23 protein-coding genes are annotated in these 22,953 nt (G+C 38.7%); 6 read left to right on the top strand and 17 right to left on the bottom strand.

All coding sequences use genetic code 11. From position 1 onward, the window contains the following. Positions 1 to 21: 21 nt before the first annotated feature. Together MKX73_RS11400 and MKX73_RS11395 are read right to left on the bottom strand one after the other, a co-directional pair. Positions 22 to 1,503 carry a UDP-N-acetylmuramoyl-L-alanyl-D-glutamate--2,6-diaminopimelate ligase gene (locus MKX73_RS11400; RefSeq protein ID WP_340717536.1) on the bottom strand — a complete coding sequence of 494 codons (1,482 nt, stop codon included), beginning with the start codon at positions 1,501 to 1,503 and terminating at the stop codon, positions 22 to 24. A gap of 76 nt (positions 1,504 to 1,579) precedes the next feature. Further along, a complete protein-coding gene (locus MKX73_RS11395; protein WP_340717535.1) occupies positions 1,580 to 2,629 on the bottom strand; it encodes a CAP domain-containing protein in 1,050 nt (349 codons plus the stop codon). Positions 2,630 to 2,777: 148 nt separating this feature from the next. Here MKX73_RS11395 and MKX73_RS11390 point away from each other — a divergent pair, with 148 nt between their 5' ends. After that, positions 2,778 to 3,134, top strand: coding sequence for a YugN family protein (locus tag MKX73_RS11390; RefSeq protein WP_008403436.1), 357 nt, complete (start codon positions 2,778 to 2,780; stop codon positions 3,132 to 3,134). A gap of 84 nt (positions 3,135 to 3,218) precedes the next feature. Here MKX73_RS11390 and MKX73_RS11385 read toward each other — a convergent pair whose 3' ends face one another. The 6 genes from MKX73_RS11385 to coxB form a co-directional block, all read right to left on the bottom strand. Beyond that, entirely contained in the window at positions 3,219 to 3,680 is a 462-nt protein-coding gene (locus MKX73_RS11385; protein WP_079524966.1) for a DUF420 domain-containing protein, read from the bottom strand. Positions 3,681 to 3,767: 87 nt separating this feature from the next. Next, positions 3,768 to 4,679 (bottom strand): cytochrome c oxidase assembly factor CtaG, encoded by a 912-nt coding sequence (gene ctaG / locus MKX73_RS11380; protein WP_340717534.1) that lies wholly within the window; start codon positions 4,677 to 4,679, stop codon positions 3,768 to 3,770. A gap of 429 nt (positions 4,680 to 5,108) precedes the next feature. Next, the gene (locus tag MKX73_RS11375) at positions 5,109 to 5,456 is read right to left on the bottom strand and encodes a cytochrome C oxidase subunit IV family protein (RefSeq protein ID WP_251689544.1); all 348 of its coding nucleotides are present in this window, start codon (positions 5,454 to 5,456) and stop codon (positions 5,109 to 5,111) included. A gap of 1 nt (position 5,457) precedes the next feature. Next, positions 5,458 to 6,084: a cytochrome (ubi)quinol oxidase subunit III gene (locus tag MKX73_RS11370; protein WP_340717533.1), complete on the bottom strand. Its 627-nt coding sequence runs from the start codon at positions 6,082 to 6,084 to the stop codon at positions 5,458 to 5,460. Further along, positions 6,084 to 8,024 (bottom strand): cytochrome c oxidase subunit I, encoded by a 1,941-nt coding sequence (locus MKX73_RS11365; protein WP_340717532.1) that lies wholly within the window; start codon positions 8,022 to 8,024, stop codon positions 6,084 to 6,086. Before MKX73_RS11365 ends, MKX73_RS11370 begins: the two co-directional genes overlap by 1 nt. A gap of 39 nt (positions 8,025 to 8,063) precedes the next feature. Continuing rightward, complete coding sequence (gene coxB, locus MKX73_RS11360; protein WP_340717531.1) at positions 8,064 to 9,134, bottom strand: cytochrome c oxidase subunit II; 1,071 nt, start codon at positions 9,132 to 9,134, stop codon at positions 8,064 to 8,066. An 881-nt stretch (positions 9,135 to 10,015) separates the two neighbouring features. On the opposite strand from coxB, the gene MKX73_RS11355 reads away from it, so the two are divergent. Continuing rightward, positions 10,016 to 10,927, top strand: a complete 912-nt coding sequence (locus MKX73_RS11355) for a COX15/CtaA family protein (protein WP_340717530.1) — start codon at positions 10,016 to 10,018, stop codon at positions 10,925 to 10,927. Positions 10,928 to 11,165: 238 nt separating this feature from the next. Here MKX73_RS11355 and pyc read toward each other — a convergent pair whose 3' ends face one another. The 3 genes from pyc to MKX73_RS11340 are packed head-to-tail and all read right to left on the bottom strand — an operon-like array spanning position 11,166 to position 16,132. Beyond that, the gene (gene pyc / locus MKX73_RS11350) at positions 11,166 to 14,600 is read right to left on the bottom strand and encodes a pyruvate carboxylase (RefSeq protein ID WP_340717529.1); all 3,435 of its coding nucleotides are present in this window, start codon (positions 14,598 to 14,600) and stop codon (positions 11,166 to 11,168) included. A 17-nt stretch (positions 14,601 to 14,617) separates the two neighbouring features. Then, positions 14,618 to 15,790, bottom strand: a complete 1,173-nt coding sequence (locus MKX73_RS11345) for an FtsW/RodA/SpoVE family cell cycle protein (protein ID WP_340717528.1) — start codon at positions 15,788 to 15,790, stop codon at positions 14,618 to 14,620. Positions 15,791 to 15,850: 60 nt separating this feature from the next. Next, positions 15,851 to 16,132: a YlaN family protein gene (locus MKX73_RS11340; RefSeq protein ID WP_340717527.1), complete on the bottom strand. Its 282-nt coding sequence runs from the start codon at positions 16,130 to 16,132 to the stop codon at positions 15,851 to 15,853. 170 nt (positions 16,133 to 16,302) lie between these two features. On the opposite strand from MKX73_RS11340, the gene MKX73_RS11335 reads away from it, so the two are divergent. Together MKX73_RS11335 and MKX73_RS11330 are read left to right on the top strand one after the other, a co-directional pair. Continuing rightward, positions 16,303 to 16,803 carry a peptidyl-prolyl cis-trans isomerase gene (locus tag MKX73_RS11335; protein WP_340717526.1) on the top strand — a complete coding sequence of 167 codons (501 nt, stop codon included), beginning with the start codon at positions 16,303 to 16,305 and terminating at the stop codon, positions 16,801 to 16,803. Between the two features lie 12 nt (positions 16,804 to 16,815). After that, complete coding sequence (locus MKX73_RS11330) at positions 16,816 to 17,019, top strand: YlaI family protein (protein WP_340717525.1); 204 nt, start codon at positions 16,816 to 16,818, stop codon at positions 17,017 to 17,019. A 103-nt stretch (positions 17,020 to 17,122) separates the two neighbouring features. Here MKX73_RS11330 and MKX73_RS11325 read toward each other — a convergent pair whose 3' ends face one another. The 3 genes from MKX73_RS11325 to typA form a co-directional block, all read right to left on the bottom strand. Next, positions 17,123 to 17,761 (bottom strand): fucose permease, encoded by a 639-nt coding sequence (locus MKX73_RS11325; RefSeq protein ID WP_340717524.1) that lies wholly within the window; start codon positions 17,759 to 17,761, stop codon positions 17,123 to 17,125. A 126-nt stretch (positions 17,762 to 17,887) separates the two neighbouring features. Then, the gene (locus MKX73_RS11320) at positions 17,888 to 18,286 is read right to left on the bottom strand and encodes a YlaH-like family protein (protein ID WP_340717523.1); all 399 of its coding nucleotides are present in this window, start codon (positions 18,284 to 18,286) and stop codon (positions 17,888 to 17,890) included. 24 nt (positions 18,287 to 18,310) lie between these two features. After that, on the bottom strand, positions 18,311 to 20,161 hold the full coding sequence (gene typA / locus MKX73_RS11315) for a translational GTPase TypA (RefSeq protein WP_340717522.1): 1,851 nt from the start codon (positions 20,159 to 20,161) through the stop codon (positions 18,311 to 18,313). 128 nt (positions 20,162 to 20,289) lie between these two features. On the opposite strand from typA, the gene MKX73_RS11310 reads away from it, so the two are divergent. After that, positions 20,290 to 20,505 carry a DUF5325 family protein gene (locus MKX73_RS11310; RefSeq protein WP_340717521.1) on the top strand — a complete coding sequence of 72 codons (216 nt, stop codon included), beginning with the start codon at positions 20,290 to 20,292 and terminating at the stop codon, positions 20,503 to 20,505. Between the two features lie 38 nt (positions 20,506 to 20,543). Here the strand turns inward: MKX73_RS11310 and MKX73_RS11305 are convergent, their stop codons facing one another. Both MKX73_RS11305 and MKX73_RS11300 read right to left on the bottom strand, forming a co-directional pair. Next, entirely contained in the window at positions 20,544 to 21,338 is a 795-nt protein-coding gene (locus MKX73_RS11305) for an inositol monophosphatase family protein (RefSeq protein WP_340717520.1), read from the bottom strand. A 143-nt stretch (positions 21,339 to 21,481) separates the two neighbouring features. Beyond that, on the bottom strand, positions 21,482 to 21,679 hold the full coding sequence (locus tag MKX73_RS11300) for a hypothetical protein (RefSeq protein ID WP_008403454.1): 198 nt from the start codon (positions 21,677 to 21,679) through the stop codon (positions 21,482 to 21,484). A gap of 171 nt (positions 21,680 to 21,850) precedes the next feature. On the opposite strand from MKX73_RS11300, the gene MKX73_RS11295 reads away from it, so the two are divergent. After that, positions 21,851 to 22,474, top strand: coding sequence for a YktB family protein (locus tag MKX73_RS11295; RefSeq protein WP_340717519.1), 624 nt, complete (start codon positions 21,851 to 21,853; stop codon positions 22,472 to 22,474). Between the two features lie 201 nt (positions 22,475 to 22,675). On the opposite strand, the gene MKX73_RS11290 is transcribed toward MKX73_RS11295, so the two are convergent. After that, positions 22,676 to 22,945: a UPF0223 family protein gene (locus MKX73_RS11290; protein ID WP_340717518.1), complete on the bottom strand. Its 270-nt coding sequence runs from the start codon at positions 22,943 to 22,945 to the stop codon at positions 22,676 to 22,678. Positions 22,946 to 22,953: the final 8 nt, after the last annotated feature.

Genomic DNA, 22,953 nt, shown 5'->3' with positions numbered 1-22,953 from the left:
ATAACAGAATTGAAGGGAAAATCAATGATTGTTCAACCGGCGTTTTTCCAATTGTCTTACCATTTCCCGAACAAATACTAAATCGGAAAAATATTTTTGTTTGTCTCCTATTTGCTGTGTTTTTTCATGACCTTTTCCTAAAAGTACGATTGTATCGCCTTCTTCCGCATAATTAAGTGCATGCTCAATCGCTTCTTTTCGGTTGAGGCATTCAATATGCTCCTGTGAGGAAGAGAAGCCTTCACGGATCTGTTTATTGATCTGCTGGGGGTTTTCATCGCGCGCATTATCTGTCGTTAAAATTATATAGTCCGCATAAATCGAGGCAATCATTCCCATTTTCGGACGCTTTGCCTTGTCTCGGTTACCACCGCAGCTAAACATGACAATTAGCCTGCGCTTTGTATGCTTTTTCAAAGTTTGCAAAATCATTTTCATCGCATCCGGTGTATGGGCATAATCGACGACGATCGATAATCCTAACTGGTTTTTCACATGCTCAAACCGGCCTTCAGGCAGTACTAGATTTACGACTGTTTTGCATATATCAGTTAGCGGAAAACCAAGTTGTGCAACACAGCTTATCGCTGCAAGCACGTTGCTGCATTGATAGTCACCTACTAACGGGATGTTTACTATATGCTTCTCTTTTTTATGCTGAATACAGCAAGTAGTTGATGCCGGTCCGTCAACAAGCGTTTGGAAAAAGTAGTCGACATGGCTTCCCTTGCCGAAAAAAATACGCTTGCCTTTTGTCGCTAAACCAATGGAGCGACAAACACTGTCATCACTGTTGATAATATTTTTTTTCGCCAAGGTCGATAAAATCTGCTTTGATAGTTTGTAGCGTTCAAAACTGCCATGGTCTTCAATATGATCTTCTGTTACATTCAAGAAAATACCGATATCAATATCGCAATGATCCAGACGGTGTTTTTCCAGACCAATGGACGAAGCTTCCAGAACAACGTAAGGTACATCAAGGCGGATTGCTTCTTTAAACAAAAATTGAATATTTTTCGCCTGTAATGTTGTCAATGCTTCCATTTCCGGATAACATTTTTCACGGTCGATAAAAACACCGTTCGTACCGATTACCATAGTCCGCTGATCCAATTGGTTTAAAATTTGTCCGATAAAATGCGTAACAGTTGTTTTGCCGTTTGTGCCTGTTACTGCAATCACGGTTAATGCTTCTGCGGGAAAATTATAAATTTTTGCACTCGCATAGGCGATAAAACTTAAACAATTCGGTACCCAAATAATCGGTACAGGTAAATCGGCTTCATTAAAGTAATTTTCATCATCTACCACAATTGCTGCTGCGCCTTTTTCCAAAGCGCTATCAATATACGAAATACCATTCGATTTCTTTCCCTTCCTGGCGATAAAAGCATCTCCAGGCTGAATAAGGTTCGCATCGTCTTCCACTCGTTTTATTTCTACTCTAATGGAGCCCTTCATAGTGCACGGCCAATCTTTGATCAATTCTCCAATTTGCACAGTTTCACTCCTTACCATACTTTATGAAGACAAAAAAAAAACGCTACATATCGCAGCGTTAATTTTTAATTTATTTTTATTTTTGTTTCACGTACAGCTGTGTATAGTAATTCATGAAAGCCCCGGAACCGATATGCGTAAATTCCTCATCTGTAAGCAATGTCCGATGTTCTTTCGAGTTCATCCAGCCATGAATTACCTCTATGGCATCTTTATAGTTTGTTGCCACATTGATACCACGCCGCTCATAACTCTGCTGCATTTCATTCAAATGGTCTTCAATCTTATAATCATCATCAGTCACTTGAGAATCCATCATTTCCAAAAACATATGTTCACTATTATAATCCGCCAACGAAGCGAGCGTATCAGAAGGGAGTAAGGCTGGCAAACCATATTGCATACGCAGGGAATTGGCCAAATCCGTCAACTGTCTCCTGTTCGCCAAATTAATATCAATTTGTATATAGCTGGAAGGAGTACTCGCTTCATAAAGCTCCCCTATAAATTGCATTTCATACGGCTTATGCAATACGAGTGTTTCCCCATCCAGAAAACGGACACTGTATAATTGGTTCGTTTCATCATCTATGTATAATTGCGCATACAGATTCTCATATTTTACTAAAATACGATTATGTAAATCTTGTTCATTCATTGCAAAAATATAAATATTATCCTCGAGCTCCACCGTTATTTCCTGCCCCAATACTGTCGAACGGTAAATATCGTCCAATGGCTCTCCGATTATAAACGGTGCTATATCAAATTTACTATTATTTGTATAAATCTGATTTACTCGATCTTCCTTCATACTCACCATCAACAGTCCATTGTCTGTATCATAAATCCACCATTCATACCCATATTCCGATGGATCGATTCGCTTCGGAGTACTGTAGGTTTCCAATACTTCCTTAGATGTTTTTCCTATTAATGTTGAAATACCTGTAGCAGGTCGTGGAAGATACTGTTCAGCCGGTATGGCAGGTTCGGGTTCGACTACCGGTTTCGTAATACTCGGCGGACCTTCAAGTAATTCCGTTTGAGAGGTCTCTTCATTTGAATAATAAACGACAATCCCGATGCAAGTTGCAATAATTAATATGCGAAATAAAACTTTCATTAAAATCCTCCACCATTATTTTAGGTAGTATAATTATACCAATTATGGACTCTATGACACAATGTTGTCATTGCATCAATTACCATTTTGTTCTATTATTAGAATTGACCGTAAACTTATGTACGATAGGCAAAGGGAGGATAAAGAAATGTATTTTGAAAACACACAACTCGAACATGTTAAAGTTGATCAAGAAGTTTTAACGACAGTAATGGGCAAATTCGGTTTAGAGTGCCACGGTGCTTGGGACTATGACCGAATGACATTTGACCGCTGCTATGATGTACGTGAAGGTCGTTTTTATTTACGTGTTTTTTGTAATGCAGTATCAGGTGATGTAGGTGCACATAATGCAACTTTAAATATCAACAAACCTGCAATTGGAAAATACTATTATCCACACGGTGTTGAATACACAGATGAGGTATTCCCGGGACATCTTGTAAAAGAATGTGAAAAAGTACTGGCAGATGTTCGCCGAGAGCTATCAGCATACGGTATTTAATCCCTTTAAAAGCTGGCAACCCAACCCAGCTTTTTTAATTTGCCAAAAAAGCTCCCTATATTAAAATATAGGAAGCCTTCAAACTTAAAATCCTAAAATTGCCTTAAAAACGGATGTCGTTTCGCCGCCTTCATAAATAACATAAAGCAGTGAATATACAATAACTCCCGTAATCGCTACGAAGAACCAGATAATACTTGTAATCGCACCAATTTTGCGGTGTAATTTCAGATTGGATTTAAGACCTGAAATTATACTTGTCAGACCAAATACTGCACCCACTGTCGCTAATGTAATATGGAAAACTAAAAAGATTGTGTAATATATTTTCAGCTCATCCGGTCCACCGAAGGCCGTATTGCCGATGAACACAGTACGTGATACATAAATAATAAAGAATGCCAATGCCGAAACACCAGCTGCCAGCATTACTTTCCGATGTGCTTCCACATTTTTCTTTGCGATCAATACCCAGCCAATCGCTACGAGCACTGCACTAAGGACAATAAACGTCGTGCTTATTGTGGGTAATATAGGTAAATTCATTTGCAAATCTCCATTCTTACTTAATAATCAATATGAACAACATCAGTATGTTGATTGCTCCATTTTTACACAGTTTAATATCTCTATTTAGTACTGTGTTCTGTTTTGAAATTCTTTTAAAGCATTATCTGTAATTTCCTGCTGATTCGAACGCTCTGTATTCCACCACTTACGGAAAATTTTAAATAAAATAACGCCGAATATAATTTCCTGAATGATTTTCATCAAAACTCCACCGACTTGCTGATCGCTCAATAAATCCATGCTTGAGAACAACTCCGGACCAGATAATGTAAGCCCTGATAATGTAGAGGAAGGAACACATAATTCCATCGCCTTCAGCCACATATCACTATCACTGTATGTACCGTACATCGGGTTCGAAGCAAATATAATAAGCGCACAAGCTGGTGTGATTAACACGGCATTCGATGCAATATACGCCAATTTATTCATATTCTTCATTTCATGCTGTCCATCAACATTATTCAATAATGGCCAATACATAAAAATAGCAGAAATAAACAGAAGCGCTGTATATGCCAGGTGGTATATTTCGTTTAATTTAATCGTGTCAAATACAGATGGTAAATGATAGACCGAAAATAAGCCAATAAAGACGATGATAGAAACGAGCGGTTTTGTGAAAATCTTAAAAATTGTTCGCATAACCGGTGCTTCCACAACTACTTTCCAAACCCACCAAGGAATTCCTTTAATAAAGAATATCGGCACTAATAATAGTAAAAACGCCATTTGCGTCATATGCATCGTAAACATAATATGACCAAGCAAATCAATTGGAGATCCTTTAATTATATAAAAAGAAATGATTCCTAATACAAAATAAGCTGCTTCACTCTTTTTTAACGGTTCACTCAATTTAAACTTCTCTCGCCATGTAACAGTCAGTAAAAAATAGAACGCCGTTACAAGTAGTAAACACCCGAATAAATATGGGCTCCATAATGCTTGAAAACCGAATATACTTATTGGCATATGACCATGCTCCTTTAAACATCAGTAATTTTATCCCGCATTAGCGGGTAGTAAAAGCCGGATTGGTTCGGATAAACACGATGTTGGTCACACAAGCTTTGTCGTTGTCACAGGACGTGACGGCTTCAGCTAGTGTTGCTTCTATTTTAGTGGTAGATAAAAATCACTAATTGTACTATCACTTTATTATAGATGGCAATTTCCCCAACATCAATGAAAGAACTATGACAATTGCTTGAATCAAACATATATATTATATACAGGTTAGATTATCCATTACTTACAATGAAGCCAAAGTTTTCCTTCTCCTCTCCTTCAAGCCCCGTTTAACCCGAATATGCTACCTGATTTTAATGTATGTAAATCTATCCCTGTTAAAAAAACAAAAAACGTCCCCAGCATTTGCTAAGGACGTCAATTGTTATGCGATTAGTTCCCCCACCAGATAATTGTCGTAAACGCCAGGAAGAACGTGAACGCGATGAAGGCTGCACTCCAGATGAAGAACTCAATTACACCAACCATATGGGTTGTGCGATCTTCCAAGTGCATAAAAGCATAAAGTTGCAGTACTACTTGTACTCCAGCCAATAATAAAATAATCGGAATGATAAATGTCGGAGCAAAATCAGCCAGTACAGCGGCAAATGCGATAAAAGTCAGGAAAATCATGATCGCAAAGTTTACTACTTGTTTACGCATATGCGCTTTGGCATGTTCTCTGTCATATTCGAATTGTGCCTGAGTACGTACTTCTACATGAGTTTCGTGTCCCATTTTATCCAACCACTCCCATCAGATAGACTACTGTGAAAATGAATACCCATACAACGTCAATGAAGTGCCAGTACAGTGAAGCTGCAAAGAACTTCGGCGCGTTGTATAAGTTCAATCCACGGCTACTATTGCGGATGATTAATCCCGTAATCCAGACTAAACCGATAATAACGTGTAAACCGTGCATCCCTACGAGCGTAAAGAACGCAGAAGAGAATGCCGATTGTGTATAACCAAACCCGATGTGTACATAGTGCTGGAATTCATAGATTTCCAGTGCAAGGAAACCTAAGCCTAATAAAACTGTAATTCCCATCCAAGTACGGACACCGGAATAGTTAAAGTTTCTCATATGGTACATCGCATATACGGAAGTTAATGAAGATGTTAATAATAACATTGTCATCACAAACGCCAACGGTAATTCATAAAGATCCTTAGCTGCGAATTCCATCCCTGCCGGACCGCTATCTTTAAGCGCGATATATGTAGCAAATACACTCGCGAATAATACTGTATCCGATGCCAGGAAAATCCAAAGTCCAACTAACTTGTTTTTCCCTTCCAGAGTAGCTTGTTCAGGGTGTTTCGGCCAAGTTTGTGGAGTAAATTTTTGATTAAGATCCATTACTTGATACCCCCTTTATTACCTGTTGCACGGTAGTGAGCTAAATCCGCTTCCACTTGTTCAATTTCCGGAACTGTTACATGGAATCCTAAATCGTCTTTGAACGAACGGATGATCATACATGCAATTGTTAATCCAAGACCACCAATAATCAATGCTAATGAGATTGCGGGAGTTGTTCCAGTAGCTGTACCAGCCTGTACCTGATCTCCCCACGGGCTGTATAGAGCACCAAATGCGGCAATCATCATTCCGATTGACATAATGAACGGCAAAATTGAATTGTTTGGCATATGGATTTCACCTAACGGCTCAGCATACACCATACCTTCTTTGTTGCCCTCTTCTTTTTCAATCCAGTAAGGGTCATAACCACGAATAAGTGGTGTTTGTTTAAAGTTATAGAATGGCAGCGGTGTTTCAAGCGCCCACTCAAGTGAACGACCATCGCCCCAGTAATCACGGCGGTTAACCGGTTCTGATTTGATCGATAATATTGCATCGATTACTAATAATACTACCCCGATTCCCATCATAATAGCACCGATTGACGAGATAAAGTTGAATAAATCCCAACCTTGACCTTCCATGTAAGTGAATACACGACGAGGCATACCCATTAATCCTAGGAAATGCTGGATGAAGAATGTTAAGTGGAACCCGATAAAGAACATCCAGAAAGTAATCATTCCCAGTTTAGGGTTGAGTGCACGGTTGAACATAATCGGCCAGTAGAAATGCGCTGAACCGAATAAACCTGTTACGATACCACCTACAATTACGTAGTGGAAGTGAGCAACGATAAAGTAAGAATCATGCAGCTGATAGTCAAGTGGTGCAGTTGCCTGCATTACCCCTGTAACCCCACCAGCAACGAATGACGGGATAAATCCAAGTGCATAAAGCATTGGTACTGTAACTTTAATCGAACCGCCCCAAATTGTAAGAATCCAGTTGAATACTTTCATCCCTGTCGGAACAGCGATCGCCATTGTAGCAACAGCGAAAATTGCGTTCGCAGTAGCACCTAAACCAACTGTGAACATATGGTGAGCCCATACCATGAACCCTAGGAAACCGATTAAAATCGTAGCGAATACCATTGAAGAGTATCCGAATAAACGTTTACGAGCGAAAACCGGAATAATTTCCGAGAATAAACCGAATGCCGGCAATACTAAAATGTATACTTCAGGGTGACCGAAAATCCAGAATAAGTGCTCCCAAATAATTGTATTACCACCCATTGTATGATCAAAGAAGTTTGCCCCAAACATACGGTCAACCAACATTAAGAACAGTCCGCCAGTAAGCGGAGGGAATGCGAATAAAATTAGTGAACTTGCTACTAAAGTCGTCCAAGTGAATAAAGGCATACGCATGAACGTCATACCCGGTGCACGCATCGTAATAATTGTTACGATGAAGTTGATACCTGAAATCAGCGTACCTGCACCCGAGATTTGCAGACCAAGAATATAGAAATCGATACCATGGCCCGGTGAATATAAAGATAATGATGCATATGAAGTCCAACCTGCATCAGGTGCTCCACCTAAAAAGAATGATAGGTGAAGGAATACGGCACCAATAAAGAACAGCCAAAATCCTAATGAGTTTAAGAACGGGAATGCAACGTCGCGTGCACCAATTTGAAGTGGTACGACCGCATTCATAAAGGCAAATATTATTGGTGTTGCTGCTAAGAATAGCATCGTTGTGCCGTGCATTGTTAATAGTTCGTTAAATAGGCCTGCAGAAATGAACGTACTTTCAGGGAACATTAATTGAATACGCATCAGTAACGCTTCAAATCCTGCAATTGCGAAGAACAGAGTACCGGCTGCTAAATACATGATAGCGATCTTTTTATGATCGACCGTTGTTAAATAGTCCCATACATGTGCTCCAAAGCCCTTTTTCTGTGTAACAGAGCTCACACCTTTAACCTCCTTCAATGTTTCTCTCTAATGTGTTAATTACTTTTCAACTGATAATGTCATTAAATACTCGGCAATCGCCTGGGCTTCTTCCCGAGTAACATCGTATTTACCTGTCATTGTATTACCTGGTTTATACGGTTCTGGATCAACAATCCATTCAGTCGTGTTTTCAACTGTATGCTCCATGAAACCAGCAACACGGTTACGGTCGCCGAAAGTTGTTAAGTTAGGTCCTAATCCGTTGCCTGCCACTCCGGATACTGCGTGACATCCTAAGCACGAGTTCGCGAAAGTCGCTTCACCTAAATCAGACGACTCTTTATCCGCTGTAGCGCCTTCAGTTGCCTGCATTGCAGTCACCCATGCGTCGAACGCGTCCGGCTCAAGTGCTTTTACTTTGAAGTCCATTAAAGCATGTGAAGGACCACATAACTCCGCACATTTACCATAGAATACGCCTTCACCATCATTTAAACCGGCTGATTCTCTATCAAACTGTAAATAGAATTTGTTGATACCATCAACGTTCGTATCCATCTTACCGCCAATAGCCGGAATCCAGAATGAGTGCTTAACATCAGATGCGATTAAATTGAAGTATACTTTTTCTCCAGTAGGCACAACCAGTTCCTGTGCTGTAATAATTCCTTGATTTGGATATTCAAACTCCCACCAGTATAACTTTGCCGTAACATTTACTGTAAGTGCAGTATTGTTACCGCTTTCGTCTACTTCGTCCATTGCAGCAACGTTTGAAAATTTATACGTATAGTGCAGCGTTGGAACAGCTAAGACTAATAATAAAATAATTGGAATAACTGTCCAAATTACCTCTAAAGTATGGCTGCCTTCCACTTGCTTCGGCATATGGTCTTCGCCAACTTTTGAACGGCGGAATTTAAAGAAAGCAACTAAATAAATTGTCGATACGACAATAACGACTAACGCCATAATAGCTATGGATAAATATAAGATGTTTAATTGCTCTTTACCGACCTGACCAGATGGACGAAGCGTCGAGATATACTCTTCACCACATGCTGAAAGGAATACTGTCATTACTGTTAATAACGAGAATAAACGCCATTTTTTAAGCCCTTTCATCATAGCTTAATAAACCCCTCTTTCTTTGTTGTATTTTCATGTGTAACCATGACTGCGGTTATGTCTATGTGAATTCTTGTACAGCGCATTACTGTACTGGAAAGAATCCCGATTTTTCAGCCTCACTACTAGCTGCTTCCCTTTATAATCAAATATGGATTAGTCTTCTGTTCTTCAAATCGGGTTAAGTAATACAGATCGATTGGAAAATTCCTAATATATTTGAGTAAAGTTTCACTTGGCTCAGAAAATTATAAGTCCTCACATACTGACAGCAGTCACTGCTATCGGTTACAAAAATCCGCTTACGCTATAAGTAGGATTTTGAAATTACTGAGACATTTTTACTTATATCCCATTCTACTACCAACTTCTAGTTTATACTATTTTGCTAGAAAAATAAGCAAAAAATCTAGAAAACTTCAATTCTTCTTTAAGTATTCATTAATGTGAAGTACCGATTTCTATCTTATAAGTGCAAGAAAACTTAAAGAATAACTGTGCTAAAATAATCTATAGTTCGACGGGATTTTGGTAAAAGGGTCCAATAACTTACTTCTCCTTTCAAATTTGTAAGCATATTCCGTTAACATAACTATATCTAAATTTGGATAGGATTTCTAGACGTTTCATGAAATTTCAAACTACTTCATGTCAAACTTGACGAAACATGCAGAAATCTATATCAACAACTATATAGTAATGTATTTTTTACCAATATTTGTGAATGTAAGGAGACGAATTTATGAACAATTTGTGAAAAAATGGTTGCGTTTACAATCCAATCCTTAATACTGTTGTATTTTTCAGATATATTCGCTATTATCTACAATTAGAGACGCTTTTTGTAGCGAAGCGAAAATTAAAGTAGGTGAGCTCATTTTATGCAAAAAAAATATTACAGATTTCTAAAATGGTTTGCTGTTTTGTCTACCCTCGGCATGTTGCTCATCCTTCAAGGTGGAGCACTAGTTACAAAGACCGACAGCGGTTTGGGTTGTGGAAGAAACTGGCCTGACTGTAACGGATCATTAATACCGAAAGAAATTACGACAGAAGTATTAATTGAATTTTCTCACCGTCTTGTAACAGGGTCAGTGTCCATCTTTATCCTTATACTCGTTATTTGGACATGGCGTGCACTAGGTCATATTCGGGAAGTTAAGCTTTTAGGATTTTTGGCATTATTTTTCCTTGCTCTTCAGGCACTCATTGGGGCTGCCCAAGTATTATGGGGACAAGGTGACTTTATTTTAGCGTTACATTTCGGGATTTCATTGATCTCATTTGCGGCTGTACTGCTGCTTACCTTGATTGTATTTGAAGTCGACAAAAAGTTTGATGCCGATCGATTGTACATGAGCAGGAAATTAAAAATACATACTATTTGCGTTACTTTATATTCATATATAGTTGTTTATACAGGGGCTCTTGTACGTCATACCGAAGCGAGTCTTGTTTGCCCGGACTGGCCGTTCTGCCGTAATGATCAGCCAATGACGATGCCGTACAATATGTATGAGTGGGTTCAGATGGGTCACCGTTTTGCCGTGCTGATCTTCGTAATTTGGATTGCCTATATTGCCATCCATGTTATCAGAAACTACAAGAATCAGCGGATCATTTTCTGGGGCTGGACAATCGCTCTTTCACTTGTCATTTTACAAGTGATTGCCGGCATGCTTGTAGTCCTGTTGAAACTACACTTATTCGTATCATTGATGCACTCGTTATTAATTACACTTCTATTCGGTTTATTATGTTATTTGATTATGCTCGTTTCAAGGTCGAAATAAATTGAATAGATTTGATAGTTACTAGAAAAGGGAGATTGCCAAGTGCAGTCTTCCTTTTTCTTTTGTTGGAATTTGGTGGAATAACCAAATTGGAAGGGTGCAATATTTATCTTCAAATTCATTTGGATTTTTATACAGTAATAAGAATAATGGTTTTCAACAATAAACAAAATAAAGCGCCGCAAATTTTTAATTTCAAATTTGCGGCGCTTTTCATATTGATCCAGATAGACGTATTCTATTCTAATTCAATAAGCAGATCGCCTGTTGAGATGGCGTCCCCTGCTTTTGCATAGATTTCTTTTACAATACCGTCTTTTGGGGCTTGGACTGTTGTTTCCATTTTCATTGCCTCAGTAATGAGTAAATGTTCGCCACGTTTTACTGTGCTTCCTTTATTTACTACAACTTTAAGGACAGTACCCGGCATTGTTGCACCGATTTGATTCGGGTTGGCCGGATCGGCTTTCAATGCAATGCTGCCGTCTACTTCAACCGTTAAGTCTTGAATTACCAGCTCACGGGATTGGCCGTTCAGTTCAAAATAAATGATGCGTGTTCCGTCATGCTGCGGTTCACCGATTGATACAAGCTTAACAATCAGAGTCTTTCCTTTTTCGATTTCCACTTCAATTTCTTCACCAAGCTTCAACCCATAGAAGAATGTAGGCGTATCGAGTACAGAAACATCGCCGAATGAATTTACAGCGTCAATATATTGCTCAAATACTTTCGGGTAAAGCGCATATGCGAGTACATCTTGTTTAGACGGTGCTCGTCCACACTTTTCAGCTAATTCTGCTGTCAGCTGATCGAAATCAACAGGCGGCAATAATTCTCCCGGACGAACTGTAATAGGTGTACGATCCTTTAATACAACTTTTTGAATTTCTACCGGGAATCCGCCATGCGGCTGCCCTAAATAACCTTGGAAAAATTCAATAACGGATTCCGGGAAATCAATCGTTTGTCCACGCTCGACAATATTGTCTTCCGTTAAATCATTTTGTACCATGAATAACGCCATATCCCCTACTACCTTTGAAGACGGTGTTACTTTTACAATATCACCGAACATTAGATTTACACGGGAATACATTGTCTTCACTTCATCCCAGCGGTCGCCTAAACCGACTGCTTTTGCTTGTTGCTGCAGGTTACTGTATTGTCCGCCCGGCATCTCATGTACATAAATTTCAGAATGTGGTGCATTCATGCCACTTTCGAAATCAGTATAATATTTACGGACATCTTCCCAGTAGTACGATAATTTTTCCAGGCTTTCAATATCTCCGCGTACATTACGTTCAGAACCTTTCATTGCATAGTACAATGAGTTGGCGCTTGGCTGCGATGTTAAACCAGCCATTGAACCTAATGCTGTATCAATAATATCAACTCCCGCTTCAATTGCCTTCGCATATAAATAAATTCCGTTTCCGCTCGTATCATGTGTATGCAAGTGGATTGGCAGACTAGTCGCATCTTTCAGCTCGGAAATAAGTCGGTATGCAGCCTGTGGTTTCAACAGTCCCGCCATATCTTTAATTGCCAGAATATGTGCGCCTGTTGCCTCCAGTTCACGTGCCATATCTTTGTAGTATTGAACCGTGTATTTTGCACGGCTGTCATCTAAAATATCGCCTGTGTAACAGATTGCCGCTTCCGCTACTTTTCCGCTGTTACGTACTTCATCGATCGCTACTTCCATCCCTTTAATCCAGTTCAGCGAGTCGAAAATACGGAAAACATCCACACCTGAAGAAGCGGATTCCTGGATGAACTCACGGATCAGATTATCCGGATAGTTCGTGTAACCAACCGCATTCGCTCCGCGTAATAACATTTGAAACAGAACATTCGGAATTTTCTTTCTAAGTTTTTCCAAACGATCCCAAGGATTTTCACTTAAGAAACGATATGCAACATCAAATGTTGCTCCACCCCACATTTCAAGTGAGAAATAATCATGCATCAGACGGGATGTTTCGTCTGCGATTTCAAGCATATCCTGTGTACGCACTCGCGTTGCCAGCAATGATTGATGGGCATCACGGAATGTCGTATCCGTCAGTAATACATCTTCCTGCTCTTTAATCCATTTCACAAGCCCGTCTGCACCTCGTGCATCAAGAATTTGCTTTGTGCCTTCCGGGGAAGGAATAAGAATATCCACTTTTGGTTTATCCGGCTGTACAAAAATCGGCTTTGTCCGTTTTTCAACACCTGGGAATCCATTCAATGTAACATTTCCGATATAGTTTAATAGTTTTGTTCCACGGTCTTTACGTTCCGGGAATTCAAACAATTCCGGTGTCGTATCGATAAAGCTCGTATCAAACTCGCCTTTTATAAATTTTTCATGCAATACAACATTACCTAAAAACGGGATATTCGTTTTTACACCTCGAATACGGAACTCACGTAAGTTACGGTCCATTTTTGCCGCCGCTTCTTCAAACGTCATTCCCCATGTCGAAATTTTCACAAGCAAGGAATCATAAAATGGTGTAACAACAGCGCCCTGGAAGCCATTTCCTGCATCCAGACGAACACCAAAACCGCCACTTGAGCGGTAAACCATCAGTTTCCCTGTATCCGGCATAAAGTCATTTGCAGGATCTTCTGTCGTTACACGTGACTGGATCGCGTAACCGAACAGCGGAATTTTGTCCTGTGCAGGAATTCCTACTTCTTTCGAATGTAGATCAAGCCCTTCTGCAACTTTAATTTGTGCATGCACAATATCAAGGCCGGTAATCATTTCAGTAATCGTATGTTCAACTTGAATACGCGGATTTACTTCAATGAAATAAAACTGATTGTCTGCAACTAAAAATTCTACAGTCCCTGCATTGATATAGCCGACATTTTTCATCAACTTAACAGCTGCATCACAAATTTCATTGCGGAGCTGATCGGAAATCGAATTTGACGGTGCAATTTCCACTACCTTTTGGTGACGTCGTTGAATTGAACAGTCACGTTCATATAAATGGACGATATTGCCGTGTGTATCCCCGATAATTTGTACTTCAATATGCTTCGGCTTAATAATCGCCTTCTCCACATATACTTCGTCCGAGCCAAATGCCGCTTTCGCTTCAGATTTAGCACGCTCATAAGCTGATGCCAGTTCTTCTTTGGAATTCACCAGACGCATCCCACGTCCGCCGCCCCCTAGAGCTGCTTTAATCATGATCGGGAAGCCGTGTGTTTCACTGAACTGTTCTACTTCCTGCAAGTTTGCTACAGGACCGTCTGTACCCGGAATAACCGGAATTTCCGCAGAAACTGCCTGTTCACGCGCTTTAACTTTATCGCCAAACATATCAAGATGTTTAGAAGTCGGTCCGATAAACTGAATGCCTTCTTCTTCACAACGGCGTGCGAAATCAACATTTTCCGATAAAAATCCGTAACCAGGATGAATCGCATCCACGTTGGCCTCTTTTGCAATCTTAATGATGCCTTCAATATCCAAATAAGCATCGATCGGTTTTTTGCCCACGCCTACAATATATGCCTCATCAGCTTTATAGCGGTGATAAGATCCGCTATCTTCACGAGAATAAATTGCAACTGTTTTAATATGTAACTCATTACAGGCGCGTAAAATACGGATGGCGATTTCGCCTCGGTTTGCAACTAAAATCTTTTGAATCGACTTCATTTCTCCTTAACCCCCAATTACTTTCTTTTTTCCAATTTGTGATGTGTGGATACATTAATAAGTATCCCCATTGCTACTGAGAGCAATAATATAGAAGTACCGCCATAGCTAATAAAAGGTAACGTTACTCCGGTTAACGGGATAAGTCCCGATAATCCACCTAAATTAATAAAAGTCTGTAATCCTATCCATGTAGAAATGCCCGCTGCCAACATTCGTGCAAGCGGATCTTTTGTTGACATCGCGATAAAATAACCGCGCATCACAATAAAGCCTAAACCAAGAATAACAATTGATACACCAAAAATCCCTAACTCTTCGGCAATGATCGCCATAATGAAATCGGTTTGCGGTTCAGGTACATACCCCAGCTTTTGAATCGACTGCCCAAGCCCCCGACCTTCCAAGCCCCCCGCTCCAATTGCATAATAACCGTTGACAACATGATATCCGGAATTAAGCGGATCGCTGAAAGGATCTAAAAAGGATGTTATACGACCTCTACGACTTGCGTTAAAAACCGTGTCCCATTTAAATATTAAAATCCCGATCATTCCGACAACACCAAGAGCCGAGAGAAGTCCAAAAATTCTGCCGAGCGTTTTACCCCTAAGTCCGCTCGTGATAACAACAACAAGTGCAATAGCTACAATAATAACAAGTGCACCAAGATCGGTTTCAAAACCGACAACAAGAACGATAAATAACCACATACCCAGTGGATACGACACATCATCAAATGTTAACAGCTGCATCGAACCCCGGTTCACGCTTTTACGGTAAAAAGTTCCCGCAAAGAATATAATAATAAAGAGTTTGGCAAATTCTGACGGCTGGAAATTCATAAGGCCGAACAGGCTGATCCAACTTCTTGAACCATTAACACTTTTGCCGGCAATTAAAAGCCATAACTCTAGTATAAACATAAATGCCAGCAAAAGACCTAAAATAGATTTATTGGATAATCTTTTATAGGGTGTAATAACAGCGACTGTAAACAAAATCAGCGCTAAAATTATATTGACGAGCTGGCGATTGTAATAAAAGTTCGGATTTGCATCATATTGAATAATAGAAACCCAAATACTCGAACTGTAGATCATGACAAGTCCAAATAACATTAATAAAATGTAGACGAATAACAAACCATAATCAAAATTGCGGAAATAATTTTTAAAATACTGTTTCATGTAGTAAACCTCATCTTTGAAAAAAAAACTCAAACCGCAATGTAGCGTTTGAGTTTTCTTTTATTTGTCTGTATACGCATCATGTAATAAAGAAAGCTCTTTCTCTAAAGAATCGAGAATTTGCTTGCCTTGTTCACGTTCGATCAGCCCTAGTTTCGCGGCAAAGTCAATTTCACGCGATAAACCAAACATTTGTGTATCTAAAACTTCTTCATATAACGGACAAGATGGCATTGTCAGATTATCCATTTGTACGCGAATTAATCGAGCAATTTTATCTGCATCCGCAGTTAACAGCTCTAATGCTTTTTCCTGAAAGGAAGCTTGTGCTTTCGTATCCATGAGGACGCCCCCATCTATGATATTTCTTCGATTCTATCTTAGTAAAGTGTATCTTTTTACATTCAAAAATGCAAGTGTCTTTGTATGTTTTACATTCAATTCAATTATATTTCTTTCTATGGAGAATCGCGTTATAATTATGAAGGAACTTAGTGAAGGGGGACTTACAAATGACCGAAACAATCATTCCAATTACAGGTGCGGTTAAATTTGAACTAACATTAGATCCTACTGTATGGATTTTTGATGATCGTAAACTGGATCTGAATACATATTTTGTTTCAGAAAAAGTTGAAGAAAATAACGAAAAATATTTACGTGAAATGGGCGCACACTGGTCACGTGAAATTATGGAAGGTGCAGTATTTCCGCCTACATTGAAAACTGAACGTAAATTTGACCGTAAAGGCATGATGACAGGCACGTTTGGAATGGAAATTAAACCATTTCTGAAAAATGCCGAAGTTGCAGATGGTGCAAATGAAGTTGTTTTTGAATGTACAACAGACGAGGAATTTGCTTTTCCATTACAGCAGGCTGAAAGTTTCATTTTCAAATTCAGCCAGGATGGGAAGCCACTTTCAGAAGATGGACCGGTACATGTATTATTTGCTGATGGTTCAAATGTTGAAAATCCAATAAAGAATGTGCGTGCGATTCGTATTCAATAGGAGGGTTTCGTCATGCGTGTAAAATGTGTCATTTGCGATACACTACATGAACTACCAAACGATTTACCTTTAGCGAAAAAATTACGCAATCGTCCTATCCATACGTTTATGTGCCCGGAATGTTCAGAACGTATTTCCGAAAACACGCATAAACGAATAGCAACAGGAAAATTCCGCTTTTTCCGAACATCATCAAAATTTGATGAAGAATTTTAAAATATGATTCGAAAAAAACCATTTTTCTCATTTTGAGAAAAATGGTTTTTTGAGTATAAAATTCCCGTTTTCTTATAAGGTTTTTCCTTATTAAACGGTATCATCAATATTCAAAAGACTGTTCGTGGAATTTAAAGTCAACGAAACTTTCTCCGTTAATTTTGCTTAACTGGAAGAAATTCAATACTTCTGTTTTTACCCCTTCAAAAACACGTTCTTCATCAACAACATACGCTTCTACCGTAACCGGAATTTCACCGAATTGCGCTTTAACAGCATCTGCAATTTGCTGTGCTGTTGCTTCAGAAACTTCAGCGTCAACTAATAAATGCACAGTCGCTTTTTCCGCTGTCACATTTTCAAGTGCTGTCTCTTCTTCCAAACCTTCCTGGAAGACATTCGACATTACCAATATCTCTTCCCCAACGATCGGTTGAATCAGATCATTCACTTGCATATTTACATTTTCACCATAATATTCACCAAAGTATTTACCGTCTTTTACTTCAAAATCATATACTGTTTTTGAAGTTTCCGATTGGACCGTCACTTCAAAATCATCACCGATTGCAGGTGCTGTAGATTTTGTAACGACAAATTGATCGTTATAAATTTCACTTAGTTCCGCCGCTGCATTATCTTCATTTTTCGCCGATAATACTGCAGGTATAAAAATAACGCAAGATATAATAATCAGCGCTAATCCAACAATGATAAAGATTTGCTTTTTAGTAAGATTCATTTTCCTCTACTCCATCTTAGTTATTATCCCCAATTATGAATTATAACGCTCCGAATAAAGCGTTTTCAATCAAACTGCCTTAAAAAAAGAAGGGAATGTGTCCAAAATAACACACTCCCTTCTCTATTAGCTTAGTTGTTTCGCTTCTTCACGTTTTTCACGCCATAGACGTGATTTATAAATGATCAGAATTAACGCAGCTACAATTAAACCTTCAATCATCGGTAAGAATAGAGCTAAAAATGTTAACACCATACATCCTATAAACAGGAATGTATAGATGATGACATTTCTGCCGAATGAAAGTTTTTTTGCAAAGCCAAGTTTGTATACAATTGCCGACATAAGGAATACAAGAACGAATGTTGCATATCCGGCTATTTGGTAGCTCGGTAAATTTTCGTATAAATATCTTGTAATTCCGGACATACGATTAAATACGTAATCACTTTCATTTGTAGATACAGTTGCCAGTAATACTAAATTAAAATAGCTACCAAAAACAGCCATAATATTCAACATCATTCAACCTTTCCTTAATGACGCCAATTAACCTTCTAACTCAGCGTTCTTTTTCTTTTTAGCAACACGTTCACGTTCACCTTTATCAAGGATCTGTTTACGTAAACGGATTGATTCTGGAGTTACTTCAAGGTACTCATCATCACCTAAATATTCCAATGCTTCTTCAAGCGTTAAAATACGAGGTTTTTTAATAACATTCGTTTGGTCTTTGTTCGCTGAACGGATGTTTGTTTTTTGTTTTTGTTTTGTAATGTTAACAGTAATATCAGCATCACGTGTATTTTCACCCACGATCATACCTTCGTATACTTCAGTACCCGGCTCAATGAATAATGTACCACGATCTTCTACACCCATCATACCGTAAGTTGTTGCTTTACCGTTTTCCATAGATACTAATACCCCTTGGTGACGGCCGCCAACTTTACCAGCTACTACTGGTGCATAGTGATCAAATGTATGGTTAATGATACCGAAACCTTTAGTGATCGACATGAATTCAGTTGTATAACCGATTAAACCACGTGCCGGTACGTTAAAGATTAAACGTACTTGTCCAGAACCGTTGTTAACCATATCCAGCATTTCACCTTTACGAGTACCGATTGATTCGATAATAGATCCTACAGAATCCTCTGGTACGTCGATTTGAACGCGTTCGATTGGCTCAGATTTCACGCCATCGATATTACGGATGATTACTTGTGGTTTAGAAACTTGTAACTCATAGCCTTCACGACGCATGTTTTCAATTAGGATCGCTAAGTGAAGCTCACCACGACCTGAAACTGTCCAAGCGTCCGGAGATTCTGTATCTTCTACACGTAGAGATACGTCTGTTTGTAATTGTGCACGTAAACGCTCTTCAATTTTACGAGAAGTTACCCATTTCCCTTCGCGGCCTGCGAATGGTGAGTTGTTTACTAAGAATGTCATTTGTAACGTCGGCTCATCGATACGTAATGGCGTTAATGCCTCTTGATGCTCGATTGGACAAACTGTTTCACCAACGTTAATGTCTTCCATTCCTGATACTGCGATTAAATCACCGGCGATTGCTGTTTCAATTTCTTCACGTTTTAAACCGAAGAAACCAAAGATTTTTGTTACACGGAAGTTTTTAACTGTGCCATCTAATTTCATAAGAGAAACTTGTTGACCTACAGAAATTTTACCGCGGAATACGCGACCGATACCGATACGTCCAACGAAGTCATTATAGTCAAGTAATGCTACTTGGAATTGTAATGGTTCGTCCGAGTTATCTACTGGTGCTGGAATTGCTTCAATAATTTTCTCGAACAAGCATTTCATATCTTCTTCTTGGTTTGCTGGTTCTGGATCCAAAGATGCAGTACCGTTTACACCTGAAGCATAAACAACCGGGAAATCTAATTGATCTTCATCGGCACCTAGTTCGATCAATAATTCTAATACTTCATCTACTACTTCTAGTGGACGAGCTGAATCTTTATCTACTTTATTTACTACAACGATTGGTGTTAAACGTTGCTCTAACGCTTTCTTTAGTACGAAGCGCGTTTGCGGCATACAACCCTCATACGCATCGACAACTAAACAAACGCCATCTACCATTTTTAAGATACGTTCTACTTCTCCACCGAAGTCTGCGTGTCCAGGCGTATCAAGGATGTTGATACGAGTCCCATTGTAATTTACTGCAGTATTTTTAGCTAAAATCGTAATTCCACGTTCACGCTCTATATCACCAGAGTCCATTGCACGTTCTTCAACACGTTCGTTTGAACGGAAAGTCCCTGATTGTTTTAATAATTGGTCTACTAACGTTGTTTTACCATGGTCAACGTGAGCAATAATCGCGATATTACGAATATCTTGACGTAAATTTGTCATTATTCCACTCCATATTCTTTTTTCAATTGTTTAACTGTGATATTATAGCACATGAAAGATTAAATGTCTTTTCACAATAATTAATTACATTTATTGTCACATATAAAAAGTATATGGAGGTATAAACGATGAATAAAGCAAAATTTGTGATGTTTATTTACGCATTAGCTGCAATCCTTTCAATGATTAGCATTGGATTCGCATTCTCACTTGTTTTCATGACAGGACCAAAGTATGAAACTACCGGCTGGATCGGTGTTATTTTAGGTGTTATCGTTATGTGCGGAGTCTTCGGTATGGCATTTAAGACAAAACGTAAATTCAGAGATCAAGGTTTACTATAGAAATAAAAACTTCGGTGCAGCGATGCACCGAAGTTTTTTTATTTTTTTTCTTCAATATATTTATCCAAAATCAACTGATGAATAGAAGGATTTGCGATTAGGAATGTATCTTTCGATAAATAATCGAAATCTTTGCCTTTTAAATTAGTGGCGATTGCTCCTACCTCTTTTGCAATGATGACTCCCCCGCCAATATCCCATGGTGCAAGACGCATGGACATATAGGCATCCAGCTTTCCGCTTACAACAAAGGCGATTTCCATTGCGGCAGAACCGTATGAACGTGTACCGCGTACCTTGCGAACAAGTTCGATAATTTTTCCGTGATTGATGCGATTATTCGGTGTAACCCAGTTAGCATTGATGCCGATTACCGCCTCTTCGATTTTGACCGGCTGCAGCTTCCGCAGTGGAGAATCGTTATACCATGCCCCTACCCCTGCAATTGCATTAAATAGATCTTCCCGCATTACATCAAATATGTAACCTAATACTCCGACACCATCAACATAAATACCGATTGTAATCATGAAATGACGATGCTGCTTCACAAAATTCATCGTGCCGTCAATCGGATCGATAATCCACACAACACCTTCAAGACTTTCAACATTTTCGCCCATTCCTTCTTCACCTAAAATACGATGGTCCGGATTAAATGCCTTTATTTTTTCAATAAAAAATAATTCCGTTTCCCGATCTATATTCGTTACTAAATCATTGGGATTCGACTTTGTTTCGATTTCAATATTATAGGAAAATGCTGCTCGAATATTTTTTCCTGCTTCAAAAATTATTTCTTTTGCAAATTCATCCAATTTTTTTATATCCATCGTTCATCCACCTTCCGACAACAATCGCTAGTCTATATATGTAATTATGTTGAGCATTTTTAAAGTATCCTTATTATTATAACAAAAAATCACTTGCTTTCTTACGTCGGCAAGTGATTTTTTATTTTGGAAATGTTTTTTTGTTACGCATATGCATGTAGACCTTTTAATTCCTCTTGGATTTCGGTTAATCGTTTTTTAGATTTATCAATTTCAGATTGATTTTTATCATTCATCGCCGCATAGAGAGTAGCTAGTTCATAATCCATTTCCAACATTAAAATCTCTTCATATTGCTTTTCAATATCAACTTTGCGTATAATCTTAATCATCTGTTTCATAATAAATCACTTCCTTATCATAATTTTTCAGACTTAAACCAAACTGGATAATATAAGTAATTCCTTAAGACTTATAGCCTTTTTATATTTTCCATTGGTATAAAGTTTCTATTACAAGATTTTTTCCCAAAAAATTAATAAAATAAACATAAAACGAAAGGAAATATAAAAATGAGTATTGTCAAATGGACTAAAGAAGACTTCCAAGTATTTGATATTGACGGTCTGGATGAACGTATGGAAGCTTTAACAACAATTATCCGCCCAAAGTTCAATGAGCTATCAGAAACATTTCCAGGGTATTTCAGTGCACAAACAGGAGAAGAGTTTTTTGGTCATGTAGCCAAACATGCCCGCCGTACTGTAAACCCGCCAAAAGATTCCTGGGTTGCATTCGCTCCTTATAAGCGTGGTTATAAAGCTTTGCCGCATTTCCAGATTGGGTTATGGGGTACGCATCTTTTCATCGTCGTTGCAGTGATTTACGAAGCGCCTCAAAAAGAGGAAATGGCACAGCGCTTACTGAAAAATATGCAAGTGATTAAAGATTTATCCGATGATTTCGTACTTTCCGGCGATCATATGCAGCCGGATACGATATCTTTAAAAGAAGCGCGCACCGAAAAGCTTGAACAGCTTCTTATACGCCTGCGTGATGTAAAAAAAGGAGAATTTCTTATTGGGCGTCGTATACCTGCAGATGAGGCAATTAAATTGTCTGCAGAACAATTTTTACAATTGGCTGAGCAAACATTTGATGAGCTTCTCCCTGTGTATGAAATCATCAAAGGTTAATTTCAACCATTTATTATTAATATGTACAAAAGACTGCTAAACATTCCAACAATTTAAAAATAATTAAAAAAATTCTCAATATTAAAACTAAAGCAGCATTTTCCCCGCAGGAAAAATGCTGCTTTTTGCTGTACAGAAAAGCCGGTTCTTTTATAAGCGTCTTACCTTAACACATGAAATTTTTCCGTCACAGCATTTTAATTACATTCTTACAATTTGTCCATCCGTTAATTCTTTTGCCAGTTTAACGACGCGATATGGTACATATGAGCTTGCCTGTTCAAATTCACGGCAGATCGTTTTTTCTTCCGCCTGGGAAGGTACAATCTCTTTAAAACGTTTATAACGTGCCATGACCAGTTCACGCTTTGCTCCTTTTTCGTATGCCAATTCAACAACTTCAAAAAAGCGTACAACATCCACCATTTCATCTGTCGTCCAGTCCGTTGATAATGGGTATGAATATTCCATAGTTATAA

Origin of the sequence: Solibacillus sp. FSL W7-1436 (assembly GCF_038007305.1) — a bacterium.
Lineage (GTDB): Bacteria > Bacillota > Bacilli > Bacillales_A > Planococcaceae > Solibacillus.
Note: the sequence above shows the minus strand (reverse complement) of the source record. Positions and strands in the feature narration are given on the sequence as shown.

Excerpts from the sequence above, each read along its gene's own strand:
- MKX73_RS11395 (WP_340717535.1), bottom strand. The coding sequence starts at position 2,629 with ATGAAAGTTTTATTTCGCATATTAATTATTGCAACTTGCATCGGGATT.
- MKX73_RS11390 (WP_008403436.1), top strand. The coding sequence starts at position 2,778 with ATGTATTTTGAAAACACACAACTCGAACATGTTAAAGTTGATCAAGAA.
- MKX73_RS11385 (WP_079524966.1), bottom strand. The coding sequence starts at position 3,680 with ATGAATTTACCTATATTACCCACAATAAGCACGACGTTTATTGTCCTT.
- ctaG (WP_340717534.1), bottom strand. The coding sequence starts at position 4,679 with ATGCCAATAAGTATATTCGGTTTTCAAGCATTATGGAGCCCATATTTA.
- MKX73_RS11375 (WP_251689544.1), bottom strand. The coding sequence starts at position 5,456 with ATGGGACACGAAACTCATGTAGAAGTACGTACTCAGGCACAATTCGAA.
- MKX73_RS11370 (WP_340717533.1), bottom strand. The coding sequence starts at position 6,084 with ATGGATCTTAATCAAAAATTTACTCCACAAACTTGGCCGAAACACCCT.
- coxB (WP_340717531.1), bottom strand. The coding sequence starts at position 9,134 with ATGATGAAAGGGCTTAAAAAATGGCGTTTATTCTCGTTATTAACAGTA.
- MKX73_RS11355 (WP_340717530.1), top strand. The coding sequence starts at position 10,016 with ATGCAAAAAAAATATTACAGATTTCTAAAATGGTTTGCTGTTTTGTCT.
- pyc (WP_340717529.1), bottom strand. The coding sequence starts at position 14,600 with ATGAAGTCGATTCAAAAGATTTTAGTTGCAAACCGAGGCGAAATCGCC.
- MKX73_RS11345 (WP_340717528.1), bottom strand. The coding sequence starts at position 15,790 with ATGAAACAGTATTTTAAAAATTATTTCCGCAATTTTGATTATGGTTTG.
- MKX73_RS11340 (WP_340717527.1), bottom strand. The coding sequence starts at position 16,132 with ATGGATACGAAAGCACAAGCTTCCTTTCAGGAAAAAGCATTAGAGCTG.
- MKX73_RS11335 (WP_340717526.1), top strand. The coding sequence starts at position 16,303 with ATGACCGAAACAATCATTCCAATTACAGGTGCGGTTAAATTTGAACTA.
- MKX73_RS11330 (WP_340717525.1), top strand. The coding sequence starts at position 16,816 with ATGCGTGTAAAATGTGTCATTTGCGATACACTACATGAACTACCAAAC.
- MKX73_RS11325 (WP_340717524.1), bottom strand. The coding sequence starts at position 17,761 with ATGAATCTTACTAAAAAGCAAATCTTTATCATTGTTGGATTAGCGCTG.
- MKX73_RS11320 (WP_340717523.1), bottom strand. The coding sequence starts at position 18,286 with ATGATGTTGAATATTATGGCTGTTTTTGGTAGCTATTTTAATTTAGTA.
- typA (WP_340717522.1), bottom strand. The coding sequence starts at position 20,161 with ATGACAAATTTACGTCAAGATATTCGTAATATCGCGATTATTGCTCAC.
- MKX73_RS11310 (WP_340717521.1), top strand. The coding sequence starts at position 20,290 with ATGAATAAAGCAAAATTTGTGATGTTTATTTACGCATTAGCTGCAATC.
- MKX73_RS11305 (WP_340717520.1), bottom strand. The coding sequence starts at position 21,338 with ATGGATATAAAAAAATTGGATGAATTTGCAAAAGAAATAATTTTTGAA.
- MKX73_RS11300 (WP_008403454.1), bottom strand. The coding sequence starts at position 21,679 with ATGAAACAGATGATTAAGATTATACGCAAAGTTGATATTGAAAAGCAA.
- MKX73_RS11295 (WP_340717519.1), top strand. The coding sequence starts at position 21,851 with ATGAGTATTGTCAAATGGACTAAAGAAGACTTCCAAGTATTTGATATT.
- MKX73_RS11290 (WP_340717518.1), bottom strand. The coding sequence starts at position 22,945 with ATGGAATATTCATACCCATTATCAACGGACTGGACGACAGATGAAATG.